The 21,635-nt window shown below is 57.6% G+C and carries 16 protein-coding genes; 7 read left to right on the plus strand and 9 right to left on the minus strand.

Translation table 11 applies throughout. The features are described from left to right. The first annotated feature begins 1 nt into the window (after position 1). The gene (locus tag ACGY09_RS14535) at positions 2-2,404 is read left to right on the plus strand and encodes a zinc-ribbon domain-containing protein (protein ID WP_397568296.1); all 2,403 of its coding nucleotides are present in this window, start codon (positions 2-4) and stop codon (positions 2,402-2,404) included. A gap of 242 nt (positions 2,405-2,646) precedes the next feature. Further along, positions 2,647-3,252, plus strand: coding sequence for a DUF6940 family protein (locus tag ACGY09_RS14540; protein WP_397568297.1), 606 nt, complete (start codon positions 2,647-2,649; stop codon positions 3,250-3,252). A 54-nt stretch (positions 3,253-3,306) separates the two neighbouring features. Here ACGY09_RS14540 and ACGY09_RS14545 read toward each other — a convergent pair whose 3' ends face one another. From ACGY09_RS14545 to ACGY09_RS14555, 3 genes are all read right to left on the minus strand, one after another. Then, positions 3,307-3,789, minus strand: a complete 483-nt coding sequence (locus ACGY09_RS14545) for a VOC family protein (RefSeq protein WP_397568298.1) — start codon at positions 3,787-3,789, stop codon at positions 3,307-3,309. A gap of 323 nt (positions 3,790-4,112) precedes the next feature. Next, positions 4,113-5,828, minus strand: a complete 1,716-nt coding sequence (locus tag ACGY09_RS14550) for a PQQ-binding-like beta-propeller repeat protein (protein WP_397568299.1) — start codon at positions 5,826-5,828, stop codon at positions 4,113-4,115. Positions 5,829-6,036: 208 nt separating this feature from the next. Further along, a complete protein-coding gene (locus ACGY09_RS14555) occupies positions 6,037-8,607 on the minus strand; it encodes a PQQ-binding-like beta-propeller repeat protein (RefSeq protein WP_397568300.1) in 2,571 nt (856 codons plus the stop codon). A gap of 600 nt (positions 8,608-9,207) precedes the next feature. Here ACGY09_RS14555 and pheT point away from each other — a divergent pair. Further along, a complete protein-coding gene (pheT, locus tag ACGY09_RS14560; protein WP_397568301.1) occupies positions 9,208-11,232 on the plus strand; it encodes a phenylalanine--tRNA ligase subunit beta in 2,025 nt (674 codons plus the stop codon). 245 nt (positions 11,233-11,477) lie between these two features. On the opposite strand, the gene ACGY09_RS14565 is transcribed toward pheT, so the two are convergent. Further along, a complete protein-coding gene (locus tag ACGY09_RS14565) occupies positions 11,478-13,040 on the minus strand; it encodes an FHA domain-containing protein (RefSeq protein WP_397568302.1) in 1,563 nt (520 codons plus the stop codon). Positions 13,041-13,832: 792 nt separating this feature from the next. Here ACGY09_RS14565 and ACGY09_RS14570 point away from each other — a divergent pair. After that, complete coding sequence (locus ACGY09_RS14570) at positions 13,833-15,050, plus strand: cyanophycinase (protein ID WP_397568303.1); 1,218 nt, start codon at positions 13,833-13,835, stop codon at positions 15,048-15,050. A 52-nt stretch (positions 15,051-15,102) separates the two neighbouring features. Continuing rightward, on the plus strand, positions 15,103-15,684 hold the full coding sequence (locus tag ACGY09_RS14575; protein WP_397568304.1) for a cob(I)yrinic acid a,c-diamide adenosyltransferase: 582 nt from the start codon (positions 15,103-15,105) through the stop codon (positions 15,682-15,684). Between the two features lie 70 nt (positions 15,685-15,754). Here the strand turns inward: ACGY09_RS14575 and ACGY09_RS14580 are convergent, their stop codons facing one another. The 4 genes from ACGY09_RS14580 to ACGY09_RS14595 all read right to left on the minus strand — a co-directional run bounded on the left by ACGY09_RS14580 (position 15,755) and on the right by ACGY09_RS14595 (position 19,468). Continuing rightward, the gene (locus ACGY09_RS14580) at positions 15,755-16,177 is read right to left on the minus strand and encodes an EamA family transporter (protein ID WP_373649503.1); all 423 of its coding nucleotides are present in this window, start codon (positions 16,175-16,177) and stop codon (positions 15,755-15,757) included. 109 nt (positions 16,178-16,286) lie between these two features. Then, positions 16,287-17,291, minus strand: coding sequence for an LLM class flavin-dependent oxidoreductase (locus ACGY09_RS14585; RefSeq protein WP_397568305.1), 1,005 nt, complete (start codon positions 17,289-17,291; stop codon positions 16,287-16,289). A gap of 261 nt (positions 17,292-17,552) precedes the next feature. After that, a complete protein-coding gene (locus ACGY09_RS14590) occupies positions 17,553-18,128 on the minus strand; it encodes a peroxiredoxin family protein (protein ID WP_373649501.1) in 576 nt (191 codons plus the stop codon). Beyond that, positions 18,125-19,468, minus strand: a complete 1,344-nt coding sequence (locus tag ACGY09_RS14595) for an MFS transporter (protein ID WP_373649500.1) — start codon at positions 19,466-19,468, stop codon at positions 18,125-18,127. The genes ACGY09_RS14590 and ACGY09_RS14595 overlap by 4 nt, the downstream gene beginning before the upstream one ends. 280 nt (positions 19,469-19,748) lie before the next feature. Here ACGY09_RS14595 and ACGY09_RS14600 point away from each other — a divergent pair, with 280 nt between their 5' ends. Both ACGY09_RS14600 and ACGY09_RS14605 read left to right on the plus strand, forming a co-directional pair. After that, a complete protein-coding gene (locus tag ACGY09_RS14600) occupies positions 19,749-20,222 on the plus strand; it encodes an excisionase family DNA-binding protein (protein ID WP_397568306.1) in 474 nt (157 codons plus the stop codon). A 1-nt stretch (position 20,223) separates the two neighbouring features. Next, the gene (locus ACGY09_RS14605; protein ID WP_397568307.1) at positions 20,224-20,793 is read left to right on the plus strand and encodes a putative toxin-antitoxin system toxin component, PIN family; all 570 of its coding nucleotides are present in this window, start codon (positions 20,224-20,226) and stop codon (positions 20,791-20,793) included. 280 nt (positions 20,794-21,073) lie between these two features. Here the strand turns inward: ACGY09_RS14605 and ACGY09_RS14610 are convergent, their stop codons facing one another. After that, a complete protein-coding gene (locus ACGY09_RS14610; protein ID WP_397568308.1) occupies positions 21,074-21,628 on the minus strand; it encodes an endonuclease/exonuclease/phosphatase family protein in 555 nt (184 codons plus the stop codon). Positions 21,629-21,635: the final 7 nt, after the last annotated feature.

Consider the following 21,635-nt stretch of genomic DNA (forward strand, 5'->3'; position numbering starts at 1 on the left):
CATGGCCGGAAAAGTTGCCGTTGAATGTCCAGCCTGTACGGCAAAATTGAATTTGTCAGACGACAAACTCGGCAAGAAGGTCCGGTGCCCCAAGTGCGCCGAAGTCTTCCAGCCAGAGCCACTCGACGATGACTTTGACGACGACGTCGACGAAGGATCCAGGTCGTCCTCGGGTAAAAAGCGTTCTTCCGGTAGTGGGGGTAGCGGTCGGGCTCCTGCCAAAGGGGTGAAGAAGGGTGCGAAAAAGGGGAGCTCCGCAGAAGGGGGGTCTTCGCTGCCACTCATCATCGGCGGTTCCATCGCCGTGGTGGCACTGATCGGTGTCGGGATTTTCGCTTCGGGCGTTCTGAATCAGCAGCCTCCTGCGGCACCTCCTCCCGTGACCACGATGCCGATGAATGGTATGCCCATGTCGGCGATGCCACCCGCTCATGTTCCCACGCCCCCTCCGGCGCAGCAGCCTGCTGTCGCCGAGCAGATTTCGCCTGCTGAGAAGACCCTGGCCTTACGCTGGATGCCGGCGGAAATTGATCTGCTGGTGCATGCAAAAGTCGCTGACATCCTGCAGGCACCTTTGCTGCAGGGACCACTCCGCCAGCCGGCCGCACAGACCGCGTTGCAGGATCTTGAGAAGCAACTGGGGATGGCACCGGCCGATATCGAGAGTCTCTCGATCGGAGTGGTCGATCTGATGGGGACCGTCCAGAAAGCCCGTGAAGCCGCAACGCGAATGGGGGGAGCGGGGATGCCGGGTCCGGCAGTTCCTGCGACGTCCCTGGACGACGGTCACCTGGTCATCGTCGTTAAGTCGAAAAAGCCCATCGACCTGAAGGCCATCGCTCAGACAGAACCGACGAGTACTCTGGTTGAGAAAGCGGGCAAGACTTACTTCGAGGTTCCACCCAAGGAGGGGCAGAAGGGGAGTTTTGGTGGCTGGTCACCTGCTCCAGATACGCTGATCGTAGGAACCATGGCCGAGTTACTCGTCACGATGGACCGGGGAGAGACAGTCATCCCGAGGAAAGAGTTCAGCGACATCGATGCAACCCCGCAGCTGGTTATCGCCGGGCTGAATCGGAACGCCGAAACTTCGACCGCGGCCCCTTCGGAAAATGCTCCTTCATCACCCGATTTTCTTTCTCAGGCAATGAAGGCGAATGAGCGATATGGCCTGATTGGAGGGCGGCTTGGTCTGACGGTGAAGGGAGGCTTTGACTTGCAGGTTTCTGCACTCAGCAGCACCCCCGAGGGGACGCAGAAGGTCAAGGAAGACCTCGACACACAGTTGGGTCAACTTAGGACACAGTTTGACGGGTTCAAGCAGTTCGCTCCTCCGCTGATTGCCGAGATTGGCGAGATGCTGCTGACGAACCTGAAGGTGGATGTCAACAACTCAGTGGTCAAGGTGTCGACCAGCGTCCCTGATTCGGCGCAGCAGCAACTCGAGCAATTGCCGGCAGTCGTCATGATGATGGCGATGACGGGGGGATTGAGTGGCGGGGCTGGTGTTCCGGGAACGGGGATGGATCTCGGCCTTTTCGGTGGGAATACACCGGTTGTAGGCGGAGAACTCGACGCATTGCTGGGTGAGACCGAAGCGGTCTCCGCATCGTCCGTGGACGGGCTTCCCGAGGGGCTGACTCTGACGGCCAAATCGGCCTGGAGCGCGGCGTCTCTTTCAAGTTCATCTCCAGGAGCAGAGGTCCTTGAAATTCTGATCGACGTGCAGGGTGAGGGTCTGGAGGGGATTTGTGGGGCGACGGGAGCCACCTCAAAAACAATCACCACCCAGGGGGGCGGCACGCTCAAGCGTTCCAAGCGAGTTCCCCCGAGTGGCATCGATCCGCAGAAAACGTTCCTCCCGTTTGACGTCACCAGTACGCTTCCCACGGGCCATCCTCCGATGACACTTCGGGTTCGAATGTTCGTTGATACCCCTGCCAAGATGCCGGCACAAATTGACGTTCTTGAGGGCTCGTTCAAATACCTCACCGCAGACAGTACGAAAGAGGTGACGATCGAGAATGTTCCCCAGCGTGCCAAGACTCCACTGACGGAACCGGATTTCAAGGCGGCAGGATTGAAGATGATCCGAAGTCTCAAGGATGTGGTGCCGCAAACGATCAAGCTGCAGTGTGGCAAGGACCATTTCCTGAGTATCGTCCAAGGTCAGCCCGGTGATATCGTCAGTGTGACAGAAGTTGAACGAGGAGCCACAATTCAGCGGCTCTATTCGCGACATCCCGACGGCAAGTTTCCTGAGGAATTCGAAGTGGCGTTCAAGCTCTACGAAAACGTGAAGGAGCAGACAGTCAACTTCCGCTTCGAGAATGTACCACTGCCCGAGCAAAGTGTCCGACTTGACGCGTCTCAGCAGGCGATTGGTGTTCCCCCAGAGCAATGATGCGGAAGAGAGGCCTTGCAAAGGACACCCAAGTACGAAGACGAGAACGAGCGGTAGCAGTACGTTGAAATTCCTGCCGTACCGCACGTTCGTACTGATGATGGGTTCAGTTGTTGGCGTCTTCGGTTACTCAAATCGCCTTCCACCAGATGAGCGGTGAAACTTCCCCTTTGCCCCTCACTGCGTGAGGCGTTATCGTGGCTTTCGTCTGTCCGTTCTCTGATCATCGGGTGATCCGATTCATGTGGACCTATCGAAGCCAATCATTCGACGGCGGTCGTCTTGTCCGGATCGGTCTCGACGGCGACCTCCTTCCAATGACATTCCTTGCTGTCATTCGAGCGTGGCAGGTCGACTCGGAGTTTCGGTCGTACTTCAATGACGTTCTGGCCACGTCGCCTTTTCCAGAGTTCCGCTGGGAAACGCCGCCGGTGACCCGAGAGACAGCGCTTCAGCCCTTTGAGTTTGTACTCGTTGAAAGTCCCGGGCTGGCTCGAACTCCTGATCCGACTCCTTTTCAGCAGCACTTCGGAGGCAGCGGGCACGAGGATGTTGTTGAGTTTGCGAACCTGGGTCACGACGCGGTCCTGATCGTTCCCCGTCCCGTTGCTGCCGCGACGGCCTACTGCCACCTGGGTGCGTTTGTTCGTGAAGCACCCGAGTCGCAACGGCAGTCCCTTTGGCAACGGGTGGGAACCGCCATGGAACAGCGTCTCGACGCCCGCCCCGTCTGGCTCAGCACAGCAGGAGCGGGCATCGCGTGGTTGCATGTCCGGTTGGATGATCGCCCCAAGTATTACCGGTACGAACCTTATCGAAACTTCGACCAGAACCCCCCCGTTATCTGAGAACCCGTGACTCATTTGATTGGCCTGTCACTCCAGGTTCAGCCCCCCTGAGTTTCACGAGGGATTCTGAGGTTCGTTTGGGCCCGAGCTTTCCCTGATGTGACGCTGCATCTCTTCCGGGCTGATGTCCTGTTTATGGGTGGCAATACACCAGATATGACCGAAGGGGTCTTCGATCTGTCCGGAGCGGTCACCGTAGAACTGATCCATGACGGGGGTGCGCTCTTTCGCTCCGGCGTCGAGCGCCTTCTGGAAGACGGCATCGACATCGTCCACATAGATGTGCATCGTGATCGGGGAACCGCCCAGTGTTGAAGGGGACTTGCAGCCGTACTCCAGAAACTCGTCGGAGATCATGACGGTGCTGTTACCGATGCGGAATTCGGCGTGACCCAATCGGCCATCGGGCATCATCAGTCGGTAGGCTTCCGTTGCGCCGAAGACGTCGCGGTAGTAGTCCAGAGCTTTGAGGGCATTTCGGCTGACCAGGTAAGCAGAGACGGTTTGCCGACCAGCGGGAACGGATGGAAGCGTCATGGGAACTCCTTGGGCGGAATGGCCTGAACTGGGCCCGCGTCGAACGTCGAATTTACGAAGTCTGACCGCTCACAACCAGAGACGACGCTATTTCAGAAACGGCACGAAGAACTCTGTCAGTGCAGGAGTTTTCTTTTCGCCGTCTCAAGGTCGCCTCTTTCGCGGCCGTGCCAAAACACCGGGGACGAGCGCCAGGCAGTTGCACGGACGTTCGTTCGCCTGTGCAGCGGGGACACTCTCCATGGGGGCGACCCAACGAAAAAACCTGCCTCACCGGGTGGGCGAGGCAGGTTTTGCAGGAAAGCGTTCTGGGTGAAAGCGGGTTATTCGCTTCCGCCGTCTTCGGTTGAACCTTGCTTGACTCCACCCTTCAACTTGGCACCTTCCTTGATGGCGATCAGGGTGCTCTTGTTTGCGATGAACAAGGTGTCATTCGCAACCACGGGAGTGGTGTAGAGCGAGTTGATCATATTGTTCTCAGCGAGAACATTCAGCTTGTTAGAGAGTTCGAAGACCGTGATGTCTCCATCTTCGTCACCAACATACACCTTGTCATCGACGATCAGAACGGATCCCCAGGCGGCAGAGAACATATCGTGGGTCCAGTAGACGACGGGCTTGCCGTCTTCGACCTTCTTCGCATCGACACAGTGAACCAGACCACCGATATCGGTCACGAACAGCAGGTCGTTCTTGATGGCGACGCTACCCATCGTGCGGTGCATGGTTTCTTCGAATTCTTTCTTGCCGTTCTTGTTGCGGTCGACGACGTCATAGTGCCAGATCGCTCCCGCGTTGGGATTGGGAATGGCTTTCTCACCCTTGGTCGTGTCGACAGCTCGCAGGCGTCGGTGCGGGATTTCTTTTCCTTTGTCGTCCACGGCCAGTTCAAGACTGATGTCTCCATCCTTGGTGGGGTCGATACAGTAGAGGTGTCCGTTTCCTTCGCCGTGCTCGGGGTCTTCCCCCATCCCGACGTAGACGTATCCATCATAGAACACGGGAGTGCTGATCAGATGGTTGCGAGTCGAGCGACCACCGAGAACATAGAGTGACTCTTTGGGGTTGCCGTCGAACTTCCAGAGCAGCTTGGCGTTACCTTTGCCGTCCCCTTCGGGATCGAAACTGTAAAGCCAGCCGTCGCCGCCCCCCATGACAACTTGCTGACGACCACCTGCTTCAAACACGCAGGGGCTGGACCATTGACCGTGCAGCACGTTGATGCCGGGTGACTTGTCCGTCCACAGCAGCTTGCCCGTGTTCTTATCAAGACAGATGAAGCTCGGGGCGTTCGGGGCAGGGATATTGATATGCCCTTCGTCCACACCGTTGCCAGTGATCACGAAGCACTTGTCGCCGACGCAGGTGATCGAACAGGAACACATGTTGTGCTGGGAAACACCCAGGTCGCCCATCATGTCGTAACGCCAGATGATGTCGGCTTCGTCCTTGTTCTGGTTCGGCTCAGCCTTGTAGGGGCCGTCATTCTCGCCGTCATGAAATCCTTCCACGTCGAGACAGACCACTTCACCACGGCTGGTGTTGTACCACAACCGCGTGTCATCGCAGAAAACGGTTGAGCAGATCCCCTGCTGAGGCCAGTCATGAACGCGGCCTGTTGGCAACTTGGGCGACGATGCCTGCCAGAGGAACTTTCCGGTCTTTTCTTCAAACGCGAGCAGCACACCTAAGTCAATTTTCGAGGGGTAACGCTTCAGGTAGCCGTGGGTATTATTGGTGCCGACGAACACTTTACCGTTGGCAATGACGGGGTTGCCGTAAGTCTGCGAACCCAGAGGAGCCGCCCAGAGGACGTTCTCGCCCGTTTCCAGGTTCCATTCGAAAGGGATGTTCTTCCCGGGAGGGGTGTTGTTGCGATGAGGCGATCCACCCCACTGCGGCCAGTCATATTTGCCGACTTTCATCTTGCTGATGAAGTTCAGCGCGTCTTCCGTTGGATCAAACTTATCGGCTGCTACTGCCAGGCCTGAGATCAGCCAGAGTGCCGACATCACAGTCGTCATTGAACGAGAATTCATGTTCGGTTCCTTAGCGCCAATTCATCGTTGAGTGATGGTTCATTGGTTCAAGTGGTTCGGGTGATCGGCTTACGCAAGCAAGTCGCTCACCTGCCAGCAATGATCCGTCTGTTGTTCGTGCCAGGTCTGCCAACCTCACTTTGATCGGACGAGCTCCATCAGGCTGACTCGTCCGACTTCCGTGAGTCTAAGACTACAGGGGCGTTCCCTATTGGGGTACAACCCTGACGTTGTCGATGAAGATTTCGGCGTCTTTGGCGTTACCGACCAGGCCTGGGCTGCCGGTCTCGTTGCAGGGGCTGTCCGCCCATTCAATCGACCATTCCGCGGGTTCCGGTTCGTCACGTTTCCACGCTTTACCACGGCAAACAGACACCCGCTCACCATCGCGATCTTCGTTGTTGACGATGAACTTCATCGTGTACCAGACTTCCGGTTCCCACTGGAAGTCGACTTCGTGCACCTTCTGATCGTGAGGGACCCAGGAATAGACTTTCAGTTTCTGGGCGGCACCCATCATCTCAAAACGGTACCGCTGGTTCGTGACGCCGATATCCGGCATTTTGGCTTTCGGATCAGCATCGGCCCCGGCTTCGACCTGGTTCGCCAGGACGTCCGCCTGAACGACATAGTTCTTTGAGCCCGGGTGTCCCATCCAGCCCTGACTGCGGGTCCCCTTCGGAATCGTGGTAATCTTGCACATCACGCCATTGCCCGTGACCTTTCGCGGACCTTTCGTCACGACCAGTTGAATCGGGATCTGGTCGTTGCCGGTCCAGGCCCACTCCGAGATCACCCCTTCATCCTGCAGCAACTTCAACGAGGCATCGAGTTTCTCTTTGCCCTGATCCTGATTGGTGATGGCTTCAATCAGTCCCAGATATCGTTTGAATGCGGTAAAGGCCTGAGCCGGGGTTGAGTCGTCATACGTCGCCTTGGGGGCGGGAACGTTTGTGAATTGTGTGGAAAGATAGATATACAGCTTCGCAGCGAGAGGGTCTTTTTCCTTCAACGCTTTGAAGAAGTCATAATCCACTGCGATGTGTCGATAGCGAATTCCGACACCCGTAATGGGAACCAGGCCATCGTCGAACGTGAAGAGCCACGGAGTTTCTGCAGTGATTTCGGGGATCACTCGGATACGGGCCTGACCTTTCAGTTCGCCCACTTCCGCGTTGACGATGACGGGGGCGTTCGTTGCGCCACCTGGTCCTGCGTAAAGTCCCGCTGCGTCAATCGCTCCTGGACCCTGGATCGAGTACTTCACATCTTTCGGATCCGCTTTCTTCAGATACTGTCCGTTGGCGTTGTACAGATAGACCGAGTACTGCTGTTTGTTGGTTGGTTTCAGCAGTGATTCCACCGGAACGACCAGTGCTGTCGCGGGGGTCTGATCCTTTTGAACTGAGGCTTCAGGTTCAATCTTCGGAATCGGATCGGCCGATGGTTTTACGTCCGCTTTTCCGATGCAGTACATCATCGTTTCACAGGTGATGTAAACGCGACCGTGCGAGATGATGGGCGACGCATTGACGTCACCTTGCTCCAACCGCAACTGATGAAGCTTCTTCAGGCCTTTTTTCTCGTCCGGGGCGAAGATGAATGCCCGACCATTTCCGTCGACGACATAGATCTTTCCATCGCCGTAAACGGGACTGGCTCGACCGATCGTCCCGATCTTGGCCTTCCCGATCTGTTCGCCGGTCTTCAGGTCGTTCACGAAGAAGACTCCACCGTCGTCGATCGAGTAAATGCGATCGTTCAGTACAAGCGGGGCCGTCTTGCCGACGAACTGTTCCTTGTTGCGCCAGATTTCTCCGGTCTTGGTGATGTTTCCTGTCTTGGAGGCGTCAATCGCGAAGAGTGCCCCCATTGCCGTGTCGTCCAGGTTTTCTTCACTGTGACCACACAGGACCGTGTTGCCGACAACCGTCGGAGCGGTGTTAATCCCGCGAAGTGAAGCGTCATAGCTCCAGATGATCTTGCCGGTGCGCGGCTGCAGGCCATAGACACTGCCGTCTCCGCAGCCCAGGATTAACTGAGCTTGTCCGTTGATGACTGTCAGTGCCGGAGAGCTATAGGTCGTATCTTCCGGTGCAGGACGGGTACTCTGGAACCACACGGCCTGACCATTCCGTTTGTCGAACGCGATAATTCGGTGAGCAGGGCGAGCCATTTCACCCCAGCCGATCACGACGCCGCTGATGATGGCGAGATTCTCGTAAATGATCGGGAAGTTTGTTCGGCCCCCGTAGGTGCTGAGCATGCCGTATTCTTCGCTCAGCGAGCGGGACCAGAGTGTTTTTCCGGTTTCGCCGTCGATACAGACGAAGTAGCCGCAGACACCGAGTGCGATGACGTTTCCGGTTGCGGGATCACCAACGACACTGGACCAGCCCACGCGTGTGTCGGGGACGTCTGTCAGAAAGACGTTGAAGACGTTTTCCCACTTGATTTCGCCCGTGGCGGCATCGGCACAGACGACTTTTTCCGCTTCTTTGGTGGTGCCTGGATTGTGTCGGACCAGTGTATAGAGCTTGCCGTTCATGACGATGGGCGTCGAACGGGTACCGAGTTCGGCCTTGCTCCACAGCAAGTTTTCCCCTTCGGGACTCCACGAATCCGGCAGATCCTTCTCGCGGGAGATGCCGTTCATCTCAGGACCACGCCAGTAAGGCCAGTCGAGCGGATCAGCCGCTTTTTTTTCCTGGCCGAACAGTCCCAGTGGGATGGCTAAGAAGAGGCCAAAGAGGCAGGCAAACCAAGATTGCATCGGCATGGTGAATATCCTGTGCTTCAGACTCAAGGGTCGGCTGGCGGGACGACAAGGCGGGGCGTCAAGCGATGTAGTTAACCATAACCAAACAGAAACTGTCGGGCAAGGAGGGGCAAATGTGCAGGCAGTCACGTGTTTGCCGGCGCCGATCATGATTAACAGACATTAAGGTGTCCCGGTTCTATGATCCGGAGCTCTGAGGGTCTTCATTTCAGTCCCCGCGACGAGGGGCCACCCCTGATCGGTCGAGAATCCACGTCGCATGCCACTGCATGACCGTCCTCTGTCTGCCCCGGAGACATCGGTCACAGGCGTTCGGGGACAGGGGTAACACACAGAGGTTTCCTTCTGGCAAGGCACCCGATCGGGCCGCAGAGGGATCTCGTCGGCGAGGGTGCGTCAACATGGCCTCGGGTGGTGGAGAGTTTCCGGTTCGATCGAGGCCTCCATTCACGTCTGGCAATTTGCTCGAACAATCGCGCATCTTGACTGTCTGTGGCTAATGTGACACGCTTCCCCCTTAAATTGGGCACCCGTTTGATCTGTGTAACTGAGAACCTTCGCGGATTGTGGTATCCGTGTTGTGGAAGATGGTGAAGAGAAATGCTGATTAGCTGGAACTGGTTGCAGGAATATGTCTCGCCTGGTGTTGCGGTTGGGGAACTGTCCGACCGTCTGACGATGTCCGGGCTGAACCTCGAAGAGTTTCACGAGGTGGACGGAGATTTCTGCATCGACCTGGAAGTAACCAGTAATCGTCCTGACTGTCTCGGCCATCTCGGTGTGGCACGGGAAGCGGCCGTGCTTTACCAGAAGCCGCTCAAGGTACCCGCCGCCGCGCCACGCGCTGGGACCACCACGACCGCATCGGTCACCTCCGTCGCCATCGAGGCCGCTGACCTCTGTTCGCAGTATCACGCTCGCGTGATCCGGGGAGTCAAAGTCGGTCCCAGTCCCGCATGGCTGGTTTCGAGGCTGCAGACCGTTGGAATCGCCTCCATCAACAACATCGTCGACATTACCAATTATGTCCTGATGGAATGCGGGCAGCCTTTGCATGCATTCGATTTCGACAAGCTGAAAGGACAGAAGATCGTTGTCCGGCGGGCTCGTCCCAATGAAAAGCTTCAGGCAATCGATCACAAAGAGTACGTTTTGACTCCTGAGATGTGCGTGATTGCCGATGCGGAACGACCCGTTGCCATCGCGGGAGTCATGGGAGGGGCCGAGACCGAGATTACGACGGCGACTCGCAATGTGCTGATTGAGGCGGCTCTGTTTTCACCGTTGGCGATCCGCAACGCTTCCCGCAAATTGAAGCTGCGCAGCGATTCGTCTTATCGATTCGAACGAGCCCTCGATCCGCACGGACCCGATTGGGCCAGCCGCCGCTGCTGCGAACTGATTCTGGAACTCGCCGGGGGTGAACTGCTTGCGGAACCGGTCTTCGCGGGAACGGCCCCTGCCGCGCAGCGTGAACCGGTGTTGTTCCGCTTCCCTCAGTTGCGGCGCATTCTGGGAATCGACATCCCTGCTGAGGAAGCAGTCCGCATCTTGGAAGACCTGGGACTGAAGCTGCAGTCGCGAGATGGTGATCAGTCCGCCTTGTTCCACGTTCCCTCGCATCGTCTGGATCTGACCCGGGAAGTGGATCTGATCGAGGAAGTGATTCGGATCTACGGCTACGATCAGATTCCTGCCGATGCGGCTGTCCCGCTGTGTGCCAGCAAAAAGCGATTCCAGGACCGGGTGAGTGATCGAGTCCGCGAGACGCTGACCGCGTCGGGATTCTACGAAGCGCTCACCGTGTCACTCGTCAATGAGACGGAGCGAAAACTGTTCACTCCGCGTGGGGAACTCCCCTCACTCACGATCGAGCATTCGGACTTCCCCGAGTTCAGTCGGTTGCGTCAGAGTCTGATTCCCAGTCTGCTGGTTTCACGGCGCGAGAACGAGCGTCATGGTCAGTTCAATGCGCAATTGTTCGAGATTGCCCGCGTCTACCTTTCAACGGATAAGTCGATTCCTGAACAGCAGGCCGAGCCCCGAATGCTGGGCTGTGTCAGTGGTCGATCGTTCCAGGAATTGAAAGGAGTGATCGAACAGGTCGCCAGCCGTGTGAATCCTTCGATCGATCTGACTGTCCGGCCGACGGATGGGCCGCAGTACGTCCCCGGACGCGGTGCCGAAGTTTATCTGAACGGAGACTTGTGGGGTTGGATGGGGGAACTCGACCGCTCCGTCACCGACCAGCTCGACCTGCGTGATACGGTTTCAATTGCGGAACTGGATCTGGCTGTCCTTGAGGCCCACGCGGACCTGATTCCCCAGTTCCGTGACCTCCCCACGCAACAGCTTTCGGTGCGTGACCTGAACTTCGTTCTGGATGAACCGGTGACGTGGGCGAACCTGGAAGAGACCGTCCGCAAGGCGGCGGGACCACTGCTCGCGTCTGTTTCGTTCGGGGGACAGTATCGCGGGAAGCAGATTCCCGAAGGGAAAAAGTCCTACGTTGTCACGGTTGGGTATCGCTCTGATCGAACGCTCACCAGCGAAGAGATCGAAGCGGCACAACAGTCGGTGATTTCCGCCTGTTCCAGCCAACTCGCCGCCACCCTGCGTGGCTGAGCTGGTCAGGGGGGAACAACAGAACCGAAGGTCTCGGTCATCGATGGCGGAAGCGGTCGAGTCAGGATGAACTGACTCGACGCTTGGCGTCGCTGAATAAGCACGGCAACCAACGTGTGTTTCGCCCTTGCGCGAATGCCCGTGAGGGGGCGTTGCTCACAATCAACGAGCGGCGATAGGAATCAGTGCGCTCAGCGTTACGGCGAAGTCTGCCACCCGGGGGGACTGCCAAACTTGCGGCAGGATCACTGCTTCAGCGATTTTGCGAAGTTTGAAACGGATTCCTGCAACTGTTGCTGGGTCTGGATGGTTTCCTGGAGCGATGTTTCCAGTTGAGCACGGACCCGTTTGGACATGGCGCGGCGTGAAGGCCTTGTGCAGACCTGCTTCAGGCGATCCAGGTTTGACTGGAGTTGAGCCAGTTGTGACAGATGTCCCCGCAGGAATTCGTCGACATTGTCCGTAAGGGACGTGGTGTCGGTGGGACTGACGACCGGGCTGATGGCTGGACCGACATCCGAAGGGGTCTCGTCCAGGACGTGTGGACTTGTCCGCTCTTCCATTCTGGACGCCGACTTCTCTTCCGCTCGCGGCGACTCCTGCGGAAAGGGGATCGACGCATTCTCAAGAGAATCGGATGACCCTGTTTCGGTTTTCTCTGGAGTGTGATGCGTGTGGGGAGGATCGATCCCACGGCTGGGCATTTTCAGTTGAGCAGACCGCCCTGTTTCCAGGATGGTTGTGGCCGGAATCGCACGCTTCGCGGCACCGTTAGCAGGCGAGCTGTTCCGCGAGATTTCTGTGATTGCCGAACCGGAATCGGATGAGTCGACCAGGGAAGCGGATTTGGGGGGCGTCGCTGTTTTGCGGGCACCCGCACGCTGCGGGAGTGCGAGGTCAGAATTACCTGGAGCGAAGAGCTTTACTTTGTTCCGCGGAGGGGTTTCTTCCTTCACAACGGGCGGCGGCGGGGCGGGGAGCGGAGCAAAGGTCGTTTCGACCACTTCCACCCGAAAGGGTCCCAGCTGCAGTACATCGCCGACGCTGATCGGGGCGAGGCGAATGGCTCGACCATTCACCCCGGTGGTACCGGCGCGCACAACATCGATCAGCCAGCAACTCTGCTCGGTGCGGATCAGACACGCCTGCACGTGCGGCATGGACGGGTGATTGAGCCGAAGCTTGCACTGCGACCCCCGACCGACCATGGTCAACAGCCGGTTGATGGGCCACTTGTTATCGCTCTGCTCGACGCCGAGGAACTGCAATGCGAGTTGAGGAACGTGCGAGGTCAGAACCGGAGAACGCTCCAGTGGTGAAGCGACGGGAGGGGTCGGAACCTGAAGATCCTCGCGGAACAGCTGAAAGGGACCGATCGAGATGGGACGGTGGTCAACCCAGTGCCCCGCAGATCTTGCGTGTGCGTCATTCGCCGTTTTTGGGGAAAGATCCAAGTAAAAGAGATGCCCGTCGATCCACTGCAGCGCAGCATGTTGTGGATGAACGGCCGCGTGGTCGAGCTGAATGTCACAACTGGGATCACTGCCGATCAACAGATGGGCCCGGCCCATCTGCATTTGCAGCGACTCCTGCGCAGGGTGTTCGATGCGCAGCCGAACGGGAATTTGAGCCTGGCAATCGGCCGCGAGTCGTTTTCGATTCTGCTCGGCGGTCTCGCGTGATCTCGTTAAGTTTGCGGGATTCTCGGATGACGAGCCGACGCTGCGGATACGCTCTTCTGAACGAGCGTCTTTCGCCTTGATAATCCTCAGGCGTCGACGGCGTTGCGTGTTCCTCAATTCGCGCATGTTACGTCCCTCAACCTGAACCTCCGAAAACTCGAGTACCTTTCGGCTGGTTGAACGTCACCCGAGGCTGGAAGGACGTTCAATAACATCTGTCCAGAAACTTGTGTTCCGTTTTACGGCAATCTGCTTCCGAAATCTACTACACCAATTTTAGCTCCTCGACGGGCCGATGTCGCTGAAAATCTCTTCAACCCGGAAAAAAGGGTGGAGTAATGACAATTCTCCGTTCTGCGGAAATCCGATCTTCTGACCTTCGGGTCTTCCTGATCGCACTATTTTTCCATGAATGATCCCGGTGAAAGGGAGAAGCTGTCCGCTGCTGGGGGCCTGTGACGCCTGATCACTTTGCATTGACAAGGGGCTGACGATCCACTGTAGTCGATTTCCGGCCCGGCAGCGTATAATTTGAGATGGCTGGATCGAGGATGAACTGACTCAAATGATCCAGTTGTGTCCGCCGGGATTGAGAATCAGGTTCGGCACCGGTCGTGACTGAGCGGGACTTGGGCACCGAGCGGAGTGGTTGCCAGCCACAGGGATGTGAAGAGCATGAGCCACAGGAGTAGCAGGATTATTCTGTCGCCATCCAATTGCCTAACGTCAGGGAGGTTTGTGTTCGTGGACTGCCTGAAGGCGAGCCCGCCACTCAGACGTGTAGCTCCCCTCCTTCGATCTGCAGCTGCGGCCTCGCGATCCGTCTCCATTCGCCCCCGCAAACTTTCTCTATGTTCGCTCTCTTTTCTGGGCGTGCCGCTGAGATGCATCGCATTCGTCTGTCTGGCAGTGTGCACCTTGTCACGCGCTGGATGGTCAGAGGAAGTCAGCAGTCCCCCCGAAACGCAGATTAAGGGCTCCCTGGTCATCCTGGGGGGATCGGAACGATTCAATCACCGCGAGTACTGGGACGAGATCGTGGAACTGGCGGGCGGGCCCGGGGCACGGATCGCCGTGTTTCCGACCGCGAGCGGTGACCCTGTCCAGAAAGGGGGCTGGGTCATTACGGCGCTGAACAATGCGGGTGCCGATGCCTTTCTGGTCCCCGTCGCCTGGCGAAAGATCCCGATCAAGCCCGTTGAAGCCGTATCGGATCCCGATCTTGTCGCCCAGGTCCGCGAGGCGACCGGCATATTTCTGATTGGGGGAGAGCAGGACAAGATCGTCAAAGCGCTCTTCACCGCTGACGGTCAGCACACCCCGATGCTGGACGCGATGTGGGAAGTCTATCGCCGCGGCGGCGTCATAGCAGGAACCAGTGCCGGGGCCGCCGTGATGAGCCGCGTCATGTACCGCGATGCCGAGTCGGTCCTGGATACCATGCTGAAAGGGGTTCAGTGGGGCAAAGAGATCGACCGGGGACTGGGGTTCCTCGACGGTGAATGGTTCGTCGATCAGCACCTGTTCGTGCGGGGGCGATTCGCGCGGACGCTGGTCGCCATGCAGGACCAGGGTTTCAAGTTCGGGATTGGCGTCGACGAGAATTCAGCCATCATCGTCACAAATGGAAAGGACGTTCGTGTCATTGGCTACAAGGGGGCACTTGTCCTGGATCTCTCTCAAGCCGAACACGATCCCTCACTAGGTCGTTTCAATCTGAAAAACGCGCGACTGACGTATCTGGATCGGGGTGATCGCTTCGACCTGAAAACCATGGAAGTCATTCCCGCTCAGGAAAAGCTGGACGATGAAAAGCTGGATCCGAAGTCGCCCGAATATCGGCCGGGTCTGCGACGTCCGCTGTTCTACAACGATATTCTGGCGAACACGACCATTATCGACATGATGGGACGTCTGATGGAGAGTGTCAGTCCCATTGCGACGGGGCTGGCCTTCGACGGATATGCCGCTCGCAAACATCCCGTTGACGGCTTTGAGTTCAAGTTTTCTCGCGATGACGAGAGCGTCGCGTGGTACACAGAAAGTTACGGCGGTGATGATTACACGGTGGTCAATATCCGTCTGGATATTCGCCCGATCCGGATCTCCGGTCCGCTCTACGATCGCGAAGAGTAACTTCGCTCTACGTCTATTCTCGCCGTACGCCTTTTTTCAGTGACGCTCTGACATGGTCTATTTGAATCGCATCTATACGAAAACGGGCGACACTGGTGAGACCTCTCTGGGGGATGGTCGCCGGGTGCGCAAGACCGATCCCCGAATCGTCGCTTATGGGACCGTTGATGAACTGAATTCGTCGCTCGGTGTGGCATTGTGTGCCAGTCCGTCGACCGAAATTACGTCGATGCTGACGTTGATTCAGAACGACTTGTTTGATGTCGGGGCGGACCTGTGTGTCCCCGAATCCGAGACTCCTCTCGCCTACACCCCGCTCCGTGTCACAGCGGACCAGGTTGAACAACTTGAAAGCTGGATCGACCGCGCCAATACCCGACTGGAACCATTGACGAGTTTCATCCTGCCCGGGGGAACACCCGCGTCAGCCCAGTTGCACGTCTCGCGCACGATTTGCCGGCGGGCAGAAATTGAAGTCCTGCGACTGATGGAGGTGGAATCGATCAACACGCAGATTCTGATTTACCTCAATCGATTGTCGGACTTGCTGTTCGTCCTGGCTCGCTCTGCCAACGACGAGGGAAAAGGGGACGTCTTGTGGGTTCCCGGAGCGAACCGGAAGAAGCTGGATTGAACCCGGCACACTGCTCCGAAGTCCAACGCAGTGACCCAAAGTCAGGATGGATGAGTCACGAAATCAGGGGTCACGATTTCGCGAGCAGTAGCACCCCGCTGAGCACCAGCAGGCCGCCTGCGGCCGTTCTCCACGTCAGTGCTTCGCCCAGAAACAACCACGCGAGGATGATGACGAAGACGAGACTCAACTTATCCACGGGCGCGACCTGAGATGCGGGGCCCAGTTGGAGCGCCCGGTAATAACACAGCCACGATAGACCCGTGGCGACGGCAGACAGGACGAGGAACGTCACCGATCGCAGCGACAGCTTGCTCAGCGGTTCCCACTCATCCCGCCAGGCAACGATGAGCGTCGTCATTCCAAGAATGACGGCGGTCCGAATCAGGGTCGCCAGATTGGAGTTGATCTGTGCGACGCCCAGCTTGCCGAACAGGGCCGTCAATCCTGCAAAAAACGCAGAGGCGATCGCAAAATATTGCCAACCAGACATGCCTGCCACCCGCTCAGGAATTGGGGATAGTTCCCTGATCAGTGAAAAGATCTACGGGACCACGCGGTTTGAATAATACCTCGCCTGCACGTTGAGACGTCCTATCGCGTTACGACTGACGTTGTAACCCGGCCACGATCTCGAACGACCGCAGACGGGCGGCATGATTCTCGATCGGTCCAACGAGAATCAGTTCGTCCGCGTCCGTCGAGGCAACAATCTCGTTCAATTTGTCGGTGACTCGTTCGAGCCCCCCGACGGCTGAGTAGCGCGTCATTTGTTTGACCTGTTCCCGCTCCAGCGGATTCCAGCGACCCTGCATCGAATCGACCGCAGGAGGAAACAGGCCCGGTGTTCCGCGAACCAGATTCAGAAACGCCTGCTGCAGTGTTGTGAACAGACGAGTTGCTTCCTCATCGGTGTCTGCCGCGACCGTGTTGACGGCCACGGCAACGCGCGGTTCCTGCAACGCATCTGATGGTTCGAAACAGGCGCGATACAACGCGAGCGCAGGCAACAGGTACTCGGGAGCAAAGTGCGAGGCGAAAGCAAAGGGGAGCCCCAGTTCCCCGGCAAGTCGCGCGCTGAAGTCGCTGGAACCCAGTAGCCAGATTGGCACGTCGAGACCTTCACCTGGTACCGCATGGACTCCATTTCCGGGCCCCCCCGGCTGGAAGTAGCCACGCAGTTCCTCCAGGTCCCGTGGAAACGTTTCACCATTCCGAGTCGCTGACCGGCCGAGTGCTCGGGCCGTTCGCTGATCGCCACCCGGCGCGCGTCCGATCCCCAGGTCGATGCGACCGGGATAAAGCGAAGCGAGCGTACCGAACTGTTCCGCGATGACCAGCGGCGCATGGTTCGGCAGCATGATTCCCCCCGAACCGACACGGATGCGGGATGTTCCTCCGGCGATATAGCCAATCACGACCGAGGTTGCGGCACTGGCGATCCCGGGCAGACTGTGATGCTCGGCCAGCCAGTAGCGGTGGTAGCCCCAACGTTCGCCGTGCTGAGCCAGGTCGAGTGATTCCCGGAATGATTCGGCCGCCGTGCCTCCTAGACGAATCGGGGCGAGATCGAGGATCGAGAAAGGAATCTGTGAAAGTGACTTCATGGGAATGCCTTAAGTATCTCTTCGGCTGTGATCAACCTGTCTTTGACGGTCTGTCGCGAAGCGTGTGCCGGTCCGCCATTGCGCATCTCAATCGAAACGGCACCGCAATGTGTCCGAAACTCGTCCAGCTCACAGGACCGGCATGCCTTACTCACGCAGAGAATCCGTATCGTCGCTCACATTGCCGGCAATTGAGTGGGTGAAGAAGACTTCTTCCGAGTTCCGTATGAGAGATCAATCATTACCACGCCGGTCACGAGATCAAGGACCGATGTAGCAGCCGGATGTCAGTTTCGCGGGGGCTCCGGTGGTGTTAAACGGGACAGGCGGAACCTGCGCCGCCGCTGCGGCAAGCGTGCCGACCTCCTCGAGCATGTCGCTCGAATAACCGGGCCACAGTTTCTGGACGATAGTTCTGTCCACGACGAGCGCCGTGTACGCGGATCGCTTGGCGTCGTACTTCGCTGCGATCTCCCCCTCGGGGTCCGCCACAACAGGGAAGGGGGTCTTGTGCTTTTCTCGCCAGGCGCGGGCTTCGTCGTCTGTTCCCGCCACAATTCCCTGGAAATCGACATGATCGCCGTAAGCTCGGAACAGTTCATGGGTGAAGGGTTCGTAGTCTTCGCTGCACGGACAATCGGGCAGGATGAAGATGATGACTTGCGGTCGAACGTCATCCGATTCGAGTGCCGGCACCACTGTTTTTCCCGCCACGGCATCGGCCGCATCCTGCATGTAGCGCGTGACGGGATGTCCGGATTTGAAAGGAATCGCGACGGCCGCCACCAGTGCTGTGACGCCACCAACGACCAGGCACCATGTAACGAAGTGTTTCATGACGACGATTCCAGTTTCCAGTGGGCATCCGGTGCGGGACGGGGGGCTTCCACTGCGTCCTCGTTTGGTGTGTGAGTCGAGACCTTCCGGATTTGGAGGACCATTGCCGCAGTCAACAGGCACAGACCTCCGGAAATGAGGAATGCCCGTTCGTAGCTGCCGCTCCATGACCGAATGGCACCTGCTCCAAACGCGGCCGAGGCGGCACCCAGTTGATGGGCGGCGACAATCCAGCCGAACATGATCCCGGCTCGCGCACGCCCGAACGTATCGGCCGTCAGTCGCACCGTCGGTGGGACGGTGGCGATCCAGTCGAGACCGAAGAAGACCGCAAACAGCGTCAGACCCCACGTCCCTTCCACCAGCGCGAAAGGAAGGAAGATCAGCGACAACCCTCGCAGCCCGTAGTACCAGCTCAGCAGCACCCGGTTGTCCATACGATCGGACATCCAGCCCGAAGCGGTCGTTCCGACCAGATCAAAAATTCCCATCATCGCCAGGAGGCCTGCCGCGCGGACTTCCGGCATGCCGACATCCAGACAGGCGGGAATCAGATGGGTTCCAACGAGTCCATTCGTACTGGCCCCGCAGACGTAGAAACTCCCCGCCAGCAGCCAGAAGTTCCGCGAACGGAAGCCGTCCCGCAGTGCCGCAATCGCCTCTTGTACCGGGTTCGATACCCGCACGGTCGAGGACCCTGCGGCCTCGGCAGAAGTGGTTTCGGACAAAAAATCGCCCACGGGAAGCAGACCGACCTCGGAAGGCCGTTCCTTGAACAGCAGCATGAGCAGCGGAATCAGCAGCGCCATCGTTCCCGCAATCAGCAACACGGCCGGACGCCAGCCTGACTGTTTGATGATCCACGCCATGATCGGCAGAAAGATCAGTTGACCGGTGGCCGTGCCGGCCGTCAGCAACCCCAGCACCAGACCGCGCTGCGTGACAAACCAGCGGTTTACCACCGTCGCGGCGAGCACCAGAGCCGTCATCCCGGATCCGGTGCCGACGACGACTCCCCACAGCAGCATCAACTGCCACGGAGCCGACATGGTGGCGGTCAGAGCAACTCCCGTCGCAATGATTGTCAGTGAGATCAGGATGGTCTTCTTGACACCGATCCATTCCATCAGCGCCGCCGCAAAGGGGCCGATGAGACCGTACAGCATGAGATTAATGGAAATCGCCGCCGAGATGGTCGCGCGATCCCAGCCAAACTCCGTTTCCAGCGGGACGATCAGCACACTGGGGGCGGAACGGACACCGGCCGAACAGATCACCACCAGGAAAGTCAGTCCCGCAATGATCCACGCATAGTGCACCCGTCGTTTCGTCGAATCCATGAAATCCCCAAATCCCTGTCGCAGAGCCCCGCCATGAAGATGTATATGCAACTAAATGGGGCGGGTCAAGGGGCAGAAATGGGGCGCCAGGGAAGGATCAACTCACGTCATTTCTCCGCGCCGAGTTCTGAACGAAGCGTGAAGGGGCAGCGAACGTGTCGCCCAGGTTTTCGATGGGGAATTAGGGCTGATTTGTTCAGTGATAATAGATTTTCGTTTATTTCGAATGTTGCATTTGCTGCGGCTATATGAAATCATTGCGCTGGAGGGAACAAATGACATGGTGACACTATTAAGTGATTTTCCGGAAACCGTAACGCCAACGCCTGATGATGCACTTCTCGCCCAGGAGAGCAGTCGACGGCTGACACGGTTCATCGCAAGGAATCAAAAGAAGCCTCTGCAGTTTAGAATTCAACCTGAAGACGCGCCTGAAGAAACTGTCTCAATTCCCGAGTCCGCATTCCGCCTGCTGAATGATATTCTCACGCAGATGGCTAAGGGAAACGCTGTCACGTTGATCCCTGTTCATGCTGAACTCACGACGCAACAGGCCGCCGATATTTTGAATGTCTCACGCCCATTCCTCGTCGAGCAGTTGGAAAAGAATGTGATTCCATTCCGTAAGGTGGGGACCCATCGCCGTATCCTTTTCAAGGACTTGATGCGTTACAAGGAGGAAATGGATCGCAACCGGTTGAAGGCGCTAGACGAATTGGCGTCCCAGGCTCAGGAACTCGACATGGGTTATTGACGTGAACAATTTCACGGTTTTGTTTGACGCATGCGTCTTCTATCCCGCGCCACTGCGCGATTTGCTGATGCATCTCGCGGTCACGGATCTGTACCGCGCCAAATGGACGGATGCCATTCACGACGAGTGGATCAGAAACGTCCTTAAAAACCGTCCGGATTTGAGGCCCGAACAGCTCAAAAGGACCCGTGACCTGATGAACGCTCATGTTCGAGACTGCCTCGTGACCGGCTATGAGACGCTCATTAATGCAGTCACTCTGCCAGACCCAGACGATCGACATGTTCTGTCGGCGGCAATTCGCGCTGGAGCGGACCTGATCGTAACGTTCAATCTCAAGGATTTTCCCGAGAAGCACTTGAAGCCCTACGGCATCCAGGCCCAGCATCCCGACGAATTCCTGACATTCCAACTCGACTTGGCGCCCAATATCGTCTGTGCAGTCGCCAAGCGGCACAGGGAAAGTCTCAAGAACCCTTCTAAAAACGTTGGCGAATACCTCGCCACACTCGAAGCTCAGGGACTGGCACAAACCGTGTCGAGTCTACGAAGATTTGCCGAATTGATTTGACCTGATTTTAGTCCCTTGGCAATGTTACTTCGCCCCCTGTTCGTCGCAGGGAGTGTCGACTCGCAACCCGTTTGCCCGCGATTTCCAAGGAGGTCCTGTTATCTCGACGAGATCAGGCCGGAATCGCATCGGCCAGAGCGTGAAGGAAGTTTCTTGTTGCGAGGGCCTCTCTTACAACGTCGTGCAATCGGTTCAATCCGACAGCTTCAAGTTTTCGAAATCGACCTACACCGCCGGGCGACATTGCTCCCGCGACCGTCATCGTCGTTGATGGATGATGCTACTTGCCCTCAAGCACGAATGTTGACACGACGGCGCGATGGTCGGACGGGTAGGGGGTGACGACGATGTCGGCGCTTTCCTGCGAGTCCCCTACGATTTCTGTCGCTTTAATCGTGGCCGGGCCGTGTGACAGGACGAAGTCGATCCGGTCGTGGTGGTCCTTGGGGTTGTCTCGCTTGGTGAGGGTCGTCCAGGTGAAGCCGGGGTGCTTGACCGGGTCCGGAAAGAGGACGCGGTAGGAATCGCGGAATCCCGCCTCGGCAAAAGCTTTTGTGGCAGGCCATTCCACGACGAGCGGATGGTGAAGTGCCTGCACCGCTTCCTCGGTCCAGTCAAGGTAAGAGGGTTCATTAAAGTCCCCCGTGATGAATTGCTGCGAGGACTTCGAGCTTTTCAGGGCCTGCAGGACCTCGTTGACTTGAGCGCGCCGGGCCTCGTTGGCTGAGGCGACCGCTTCTTCGGCTGTCTTCAGAAAGGGGGCACCGGCATACGGGATGTTGAGCAACTGATAGGGCTGAATAGGGGGCATGGGCCATGTGGATGTTAAAGACATCGACGGT

Source organism: Schlesneria sphaerica (assembly GCF_044336245.1).
Classification (GTDB): Bacteria; Planctomycetota; Planctomycetia; order Planctomycetales; family Planctomycetaceae; genus Schlesneria; species Schlesneria sphaerica.

Coding starts and splice junctions, on each gene's coding strand:
- ACGY09_RS14535 (WP_397568296.1), top strand. CDS start 2: ATGGCCGGAAAAGTTGCCGTTGAATGTCCAGCCTGTACGGCAAAATTG.
- ACGY09_RS14540 (WP_397568297.1), top strand. CDS start 2,647: ATGTGGACCTATCGAAGCCAATCATTCGACGGCGGTCGTCTTGTCCGG.
- ACGY09_RS14545 (WP_397568298.1), bottom strand. CDS start 3,789: ATGACGCTTCCATCCGTTCCCGCTGGTCGGCAAACCGTCTCTGCTTAC.
- ACGY09_RS14550 (WP_397568299.1), bottom strand. CDS start 5,828: ATGAATTCTCGTTCAATGACGACTGTGATGTCGGCACTCTGGCTGATC.
- ACGY09_RS14555 (WP_397568300.1), bottom strand. CDS start 8,607: ATGCCGATGCAATCTTGGTTTGCCTGCCTCTTTGGCCTCTTCTTAGCC.
- pheT (WP_397568301.1), top strand. CDS start 9,208: ATGCTGATTAGCTGGAACTGGTTGCAGGAATATGTCTCGCCTGGTGTT.
- ACGY09_RS14565 (WP_397568302.1), bottom strand. CDS start 13,040: ATGCGCGAATTGAGGAACACGCAACGCCGTCGACGCCTGAGGATTATC.
- ACGY09_RS14575 (WP_397568304.1), top strand. CDS start 15,103: ATGGTCTATTTGAATCGCATCTATACGAAAACGGGCGACACTGGTGAG.
- ACGY09_RS14580 (WP_373649503.1), bottom strand. CDS start 16,177: ATGTCTGGTTGGCAATATTTTGCGATCGCCTCTGCGTTTTTTGCAGGA.
- ACGY09_RS14585 (WP_397568305.1), bottom strand. CDS start 17,291: ATGAAGTCACTTTCACAGATTCCTTTCTCGATCCTCGATCTCGCCCCG.
- ACGY09_RS14590 (WP_373649501.1), bottom strand. CDS start 18,128: ATGAAACACTTCGTTACATGGTGCCTGGTCGTTGGTGGCGTCACAGCA.
- ACGY09_RS14595 (WP_373649500.1), bottom strand. CDS start 19,468: ATGGATTCGACGAAACGACGGGTGCACTATGCGTGGATCATTGCGGGA.
- ACGY09_RS14600 (WP_397568306.1), top strand. CDS start 19,749: ATGGTGACACTATTAAGTGATTTTCCGGAAACCGTAACGCCAACGCCT.
- ACGY09_RS14610 (WP_397568308.1), bottom strand. CDS start 21,628: ATGTCTTTAACATCCACATGGCCCATGCCCCCTATTCAGCCCTATCAG.